This window comes from Asanoa sp. NPDC050611, from assembly GCF_040654855.1.
In the GTDB taxonomy this organism is placed as follows: domain Bacteria; phylum Actinomycetota; class Actinomycetes; order Mycobacteriales; family Micromonosporaceae; genus Asanoa.
Genome location: NZ_JBFAIU010000428.1, coordinates 1 through 5,578, shown reverse-complemented (window position 1 = coordinate 5,578; position 5,578 = coordinate 1). Strand labels below are relative to the sequence as shown.

The 5,578-nt window shown below is 74.0% G+C and carries 4 protein-coding genes; 3 read left to right on the top strand and 1 reads right to left on the bottom strand.

The window, feature by feature from the left end; translation table 11 throughout:
• The 3 genes from AB0H87_RS37190 to AB0H87_RS37180 all read left to right on the top strand — a co-directional run.
• Positions 1-685 (top strand): LysR family substrate-binding domain-containing protein (locus AB0H87_RS37190; RefSeq protein WP_360156950.1); only part of this gene is annotated, 685 nt, incomplete at its 5' end.
• Between the two features lie 64 nt (positions 686-749).
• Entirely contained in the window at positions 750-1,178 is a 429-nt protein-coding gene (locus AB0H87_RS37185; protein WP_360156947.1) for a nuclear transport factor 2 family protein, read from the top strand.
• Between the two features lie 56 nt (positions 1,179-1,234).
• Positions 1,235-2,131: a zinc-binding dehydrogenase gene (locus AB0H87_RS37180; protein WP_360156944.1), complete on the top strand. Its 897-nt coding sequence runs from the start codon at positions 1,235-1,237 to the stop codon at positions 2,129-2,131.
• 63 nt (positions 2,132-2,194) lie between these two features.
• Here AB0H87_RS37180 and AB0H87_RS37175 read toward each other — a convergent pair whose 3' ends face one another.
• Positions 2,195-5,353, bottom strand: coding sequence for a GMC family oxidoreductase N-terminal domain-containing protein (locus AB0H87_RS37175; protein ID WP_360156941.1), 3,159 nt, complete (start codon positions 5,351-5,353; stop codon positions 2,195-2,197).
• Positions 5,354-5,578: the final 225 nt, after the last annotated feature.

Here is a 5,578-nt window from a genome sequence, read left to right as displayed (position 1 = left end):
GCTGGACCGCGCCGACGACGCCGTCGCGCTGGTGCGGCGGGCCGCGCGCGGCGAGACAGGCTCGCTCCGGCTCGCGTTCCTGTCCACGATCGCCAACCACCTGCTGCCACCGGTCGTACGGGCGGCCCGGGAACAGCTGCCGGACCTGCGCGTCACCACGTCCTCGGCCGCCATCGCGCCGCTGGTTTCGGGCGTCCTCGACGGTGACTTCGACCTGGCGTTCACCCGGCCGCCGCGGGTGCCCGGGCTGGCGTCAGCGACCATCGCGACGGAGCAGGTGTGCGCGGTGCTGCCCGTGGGGCATCCGCTGGCCGGCCGCGCGGAACTGTCGCTCTCGGACCTGGCGGGGGAGCGGTGGGTGATGACGCCGCGCAGCTCCTGGGAGCCGTGGCACCGGGCGTTCGACGAGAACTTCCGGGCGGCGGGGTTCACCCCTTCGATCGTCGCCGAGGACGCCAGCGTGCAGGGGCTGCTCGGGTTGGTCGCCGCGGGCGTCGGCATCACCAGGCTGGGCTGGTCGTCCCACAACCTGCGGCGGAGCGGGGTGGTGTTCGTGCCCCTGGCCGGCGAGGTCACGCAGACGGAGATGGTGTGGCGGCCGGACAACACGTCGCCCGCGCTGGGCCGGCTGAGGTCGGTCGTCACGTCGCTGGCCGCGAGCACGGACCTCACCGCCACAGGCTGAGCCTGTCGGCGTTTCAGGCAACCGGTGTTGGCCGGTCGGGGGCGCCGCGACCAGGATTTATGCCATGGATGATGCTTCCGCGATCCGTGACCTGGTCGACGCGTACGCCCGGCTGGCCGACCGCCGCGACGCCGCGGGGCAGGCGGCGCTGTTCACCGCGGACGCCCGGGTCGAGGTTTACGAGGGCGACGCGGCCGAGCCGGCGCAGGTCGTCGACGGCCGGGCGGACCTGGCCGAGTCCTTCGGGGTCCTGCGCAACTACGAACGCACGACGCACTTCAACGGGCAGAGCACGGTCTCGGTGGACGGCGACCGGGCCACGGGCGAGGCGTACTGCCTGGCGCACCACCTCTGGACCGAGGACGGGCAACGGTTCCTCATGGTCATGTCGATCCGGTACGACGACGTCTTCGTCCGCGAGGACGGCTGCTGGCTGTTCGCCTCGCGCAAACTGATCATCGACTGGGTCGACCGCCGCCCGTCGACACCGTGACGGCCCACATATCCGTTGCGGTTCCGGCCGCCGGGCGGTGAACTGCCGAGGTGCGGATGATCAAGTTTTCGGGCGGCGGGGCGTCGGTGGTCGAAGCGGCGTCGCCGGTGCCGGGTCCCGGGCAGGTGCTGGTGCGGGTCCAGGCCGTGGGCGCCGGGATCGGGCTGGTGCGGTTGCTCGCCGATGGTCCGGCCTCGCCGGGCGGCGAGATCGTGGGGACGGTCGCCGAGATCGGTCCGGAGGTCACCGGGTACGCGGTCGGCGACCGCGTCGGCGGGGTGGTCTTCACGGACGCGTACGCGGAGTTCGTGGTCGCGGACCCGCGGCTGATCGGTCCGGTGCCGGCCGGTGTGGAGGCCGGGGCCGCGCTGGCGGTGGTGCGCGGCGGCCTGGTCGCATTGGCGGCGCTGCGCACCGGTCGGTTCACGGCGGGGGAGTCGGTGCTGGTCACCGCGGCCGCGAGCGGCGTCGGTCACCTGGCGGTGCAACTCGCGCGCACGCTCGGCGCCGGTCGTGTGGTGGGCGCGGTGGGCTCGCCCGACAAGGCGGACTTCGTCGTCGACTGCGGCGCGGACGCGGCGGTGACCTATGCGGACGAATCCTGGGGCGACCCGGTCGACCTGGTCCTCGACGGCGTGGGCGGCGACCTGCTCAGCCGCGGCGTCGACGCCCTGGCCCCGTTCGGGCGGCTGGTCGCCTTCAGCGCGGCCGGCGGCACCGTCGACGCGGGGAGGCTCCTCGCGAACATGAAGACCCTGCACGGTTTGACGATCGGCACCCTGAACCGCACCCGACCGCACCAGGTCGACGCCGTCCGGGCGGAGCTGTGGGACCTCGTCGCCGCGGGCCGCCTGGCCCCGCGCCACGTCGACCTGCCTTTCGCCGCTGCCGCGGAGGCGATGGCCCTGATCGCGAGCCGGTCGAACCGGGGCCGGGTCGTGCTCGTGCCGTGAGCCCAGCTCGCTCATGGGTCGACCGCCGCCTGGTGCGGCCATGACGTCTGTCGGCAGGGCGGCCTATGGGCTGGTCGTCGCGAGGTGTGCCGCGATCACGGGATAGACGTCTCGCGCGGCGTCCTTGCCGATGAGGGCGTCGAGGTGTGCGTACCCGGGCAGCACCACACGTTCGCATGGCCCCGGGCCGTTGGCCTGCGTCAGCCAGTGCAGGGTGTGCAGGCTGCCCTCCGGGCGGAAGATGTCGTTGCACTCGCCCTGCACCAGCAGCAGCGGCAGGTTCAGCCGTTCGGGATGGTCGAGGTAGGCGTGCGCGCCGCGGGCGCCGACGATCCGGCCGAGGTGCTCGAGTGCGCGCAGGCTTCCGACGTCGAACAGGTCGTCCAGCGTCTCGTGGGTCGCCTCGTTGAGTTGGGCGTGCCGGTGCGTCGAACCGTAGACCGCGTTGATCCAGGCGCAGATCGCCCGGTCGCAACGCTCGTTCGGTGGTGCGGGCACCGCACGCAACAACGTGTTGACCATGGTGGCCGTCGTGGACGGGCCGCGTGGTGGGCGCAGGTGGCGCCCGCCGACCGCCTGTGCGAGCCGGCCGATGCGCAGCGCCGCCTTCGCCACGTTGAGGGACGAGGCCACCGGGTGCAGCGTCGTCTGCATCGCGACCGCCGACCGCACGCCCCGCAGGCCCGCGGCCAGCGCCATCAGCAGCGTCAGCGAACCCACGCAATGTCCCAGCGCCTGGACGTCGCGCGCGCCCGTCACCCGCAGCACCTCGGCCACCGCGGTGGGCCAGTCGGTGCGGGCGATGTCGTCGACCGTGAACTCCGAGCGCGCTGACGGCAGGTCGATGCCGGCGCGGTAGTCGAAGAGCCAGACGTCCCAGCCCTGTCCGCACAGGTATTCGACGAGGTTGGTCTCGATCGTGTCCACCAGGAACGACGTCGCCGACATGCCGAAACCGGGTGCCAGCACGACGGGGCCGCGGTCGCCGCCGGGGTAGCGGGTCAGCCGCAGCCACGCGTCCGGGCCGAGGCGGTCGCCGGTCCGCCAGCCGCCGTCGCGGGCGCACCAGCGCGGTTCGGCGGGCGGGATTCGCAACGCCCGATGACGGACCGGCGTCGACCGTCGCGGTCGGATGGCGGGGAGCGGTGCCCGCACCGACGCCAGCTGCCTCGCCAGGCCCAGCGGTGAGATCGCGGCCTGCCCGGCGGCCACGACCTCGCCGGCCGGCTCGGTTCTGACCACGACGGACATCGTCGTGCTCTGGCGCCACAGCGTCAGGGGCGCGAGTGCGGTCTCCAAACGCCAGGCGGGCCTGGGTACGAGGATCTCCTTGGTGCCCGTCATGGTGAACCGGCGGCCGTCGTCGGCCAGCAGCGGCAGCACGTAGCGGGCCCGGAAGCCACCCGGCACCGTCGCGTCGACCGGGTGGAACCGCCCGCCGACGACCCGGAGCCGGCGCGGGGCCACCGCGGGCGCCACCACGGTGCCGGTCACCGCCCAGGACCGCCCCGTCAGGGGGAGGCCGGTGGCGAGATCGAGCAGGCACTCGACGGCGGTGCCGTCGTGGCGGCCCTGGTCGGCACCCGTGTCCGGGTCACCGTCGGTGTTGCGACCGAGGAAGCCGGTGAGCCGTTCGGTGAACCGCGGCCCCGCGGGGCTCGTCGCGGCGGGCGCGACCGGGCGAGGCGTCGGGAGCTCGCCGACGAGCAGTTCGGCCGCGCGTTCGGCGATCGCCGCGATGGTGAGCATCGGGTTGACGGCGAGTGGGCGGGGCACGATCGCGCCGTCCACGACGTAGAGCCCGTCGTGGGTCGCGCGCGCGGTGTCCGCGAACAGCCGCCCCCGGTCGTCGACGACGCCCTCGCGGCCGTTCTCGCCCATCGCGCAGCCACCCAGGGGGTGGACGGACAGCCTGGCCGTGGGGCCGGCGAGGACGTCGGTGACCAGTCGGGCGCCGGTGGCCGCGGCGACCCGCGCCAACCCGGACGCGTCGACCTCACCGACGCCACCGACGATGCGGACACCGACCGGTCCCGGCGTCCAGACCAGGCGACCCGCGTCGGGGTGGTCGCCGGTGAGCAGGAGGGTCAGCGTGCGGCCCGCCGGGTCGTGGTGTGCCCCGGTCAGGAGCTGCTTGAACGTGCGCAGCGACGGTGAACCGGCCCGCAGCGCCAGCGCCGCCGCAGTGACCGCGGCGAGGCCGGTCGGGACGATGCCGTCCTCAATCAACCATTCGCCAGGGCGGCGGATGGCGCCGACGATCGCCGGCCCGGGCGGCTCGGCACCGGGCGGTGGCCGGCTTCGGGCCCAGCCGGCGATGCGCTCCGATCCCGCGTACGCGAAGGCGAGCCCACCACCGTTGCCGGTGAACGCCTCACCGAGCCGGTCCGAGACCCACAGGCCGGCCGCTCGCGAACGGTGCAGGATCTCGGTCGAACCCAAGGCGCCCGCGGCCAGGACGACCACGTCGGCGGTGACGAACGACTCCGCGGTGGCGACGACCCAGCAGCCGTCCCCACGCGGCAGAACCGTGCGCACCTCCGCGCCGGTCACGATCCGCGCGCCGTGCGCGACGGCGAGCGGCAGGTAGTTGGTCGTCAACGCGCCCTTCGCCCCGTGGTTGCATCCGGTGACGCAGTTGCCGCACAGCCGGCACGCGGGTCGCTCCCCGCCGGGGTGGTTGACGTCGTCGCCGAAGCTGATCGTGAGCTTGACCGGCTCGACCGTGTCACCAAGAGCCGTGGCGGTCGTCCGGAGCGCCTCCATCTTGGACAGTCGTGGCCAGGCGTCCGGATAGGGCGTGGCCCCGAGCATCCGTTCGGCCAGGTCGAAGTAGGGGGTCAGCACCGCGCCGCGGATCGCCGCGGGCCACCGGCTGTCGGCGAGGACAGCCGCGGAGGGCCGCATCGCGACACCCGCGTTGATCAGTGAGGTGCCGCCCACCCCGCAACCCACGATCACGCTGGCCGACCGGCCGGACCGGAGGTCGAACAGGCCGGTACGCGGCCCGACCCGGCGGGTGTCGGTGCGAAGCTGCACCTGCGACGCGAGGCCGACGGCCGTCTCGGGGAAATCGCCCGGGCGCAGTTCGCGTCCCCGTTCGAGGACGCACACGCGGCGGCCCGCGATGGCGAGGCGAGCCGCGCAGATGGCACCGCCGTAGCCTGAGCCCACGACCACGACGTCGTAATGCTCGCCGATGTCCGCCGCGGAATGGCCCATCGGGCAACTATAGGCGAGCCTCGATGCGGTGGGTCGGGCGACCGGATCGCTAGGCGGCAGGGTCGGCGGAGGCCAGCAGGGCCAGCTCTGGTGCCAGCTCGGCCTCGGCGGTGACCCGGGAGCCGAAGGGCAGGCGGACGTCGTGGTGGTCGTCGCGGGTACGCGGGCGTTCGCGTGCACCGCGCCGGCGGCCGTGTGCGCCATCGACCGGAGCCGGACGGAACC

Excerpts from the sequence above, each read along its gene's own strand:
- AB0H87_RS37185 (WP_360156947.1), top strand. The coding sequence starts at position 750 with ATGGATGATGCTTCCGCGATCCGTGACCTGGTCGACGCGTACGCCCGG.
- AB0H87_RS37175 (WP_360156941.1), bottom strand. The coding sequence starts at position 5,353 with ATGGGCCATTCCGCGGCGGACATCGGCGAGCATTACGACGTCGTGGTC.
- AB0H87_RS37180 (WP_360156944.1), top strand. The coding sequence starts at position 1,235 with ATGATCAAGTTTTCGGGCGGCGGGGCGTCGGTGGTCGAAGCGGCGTCG.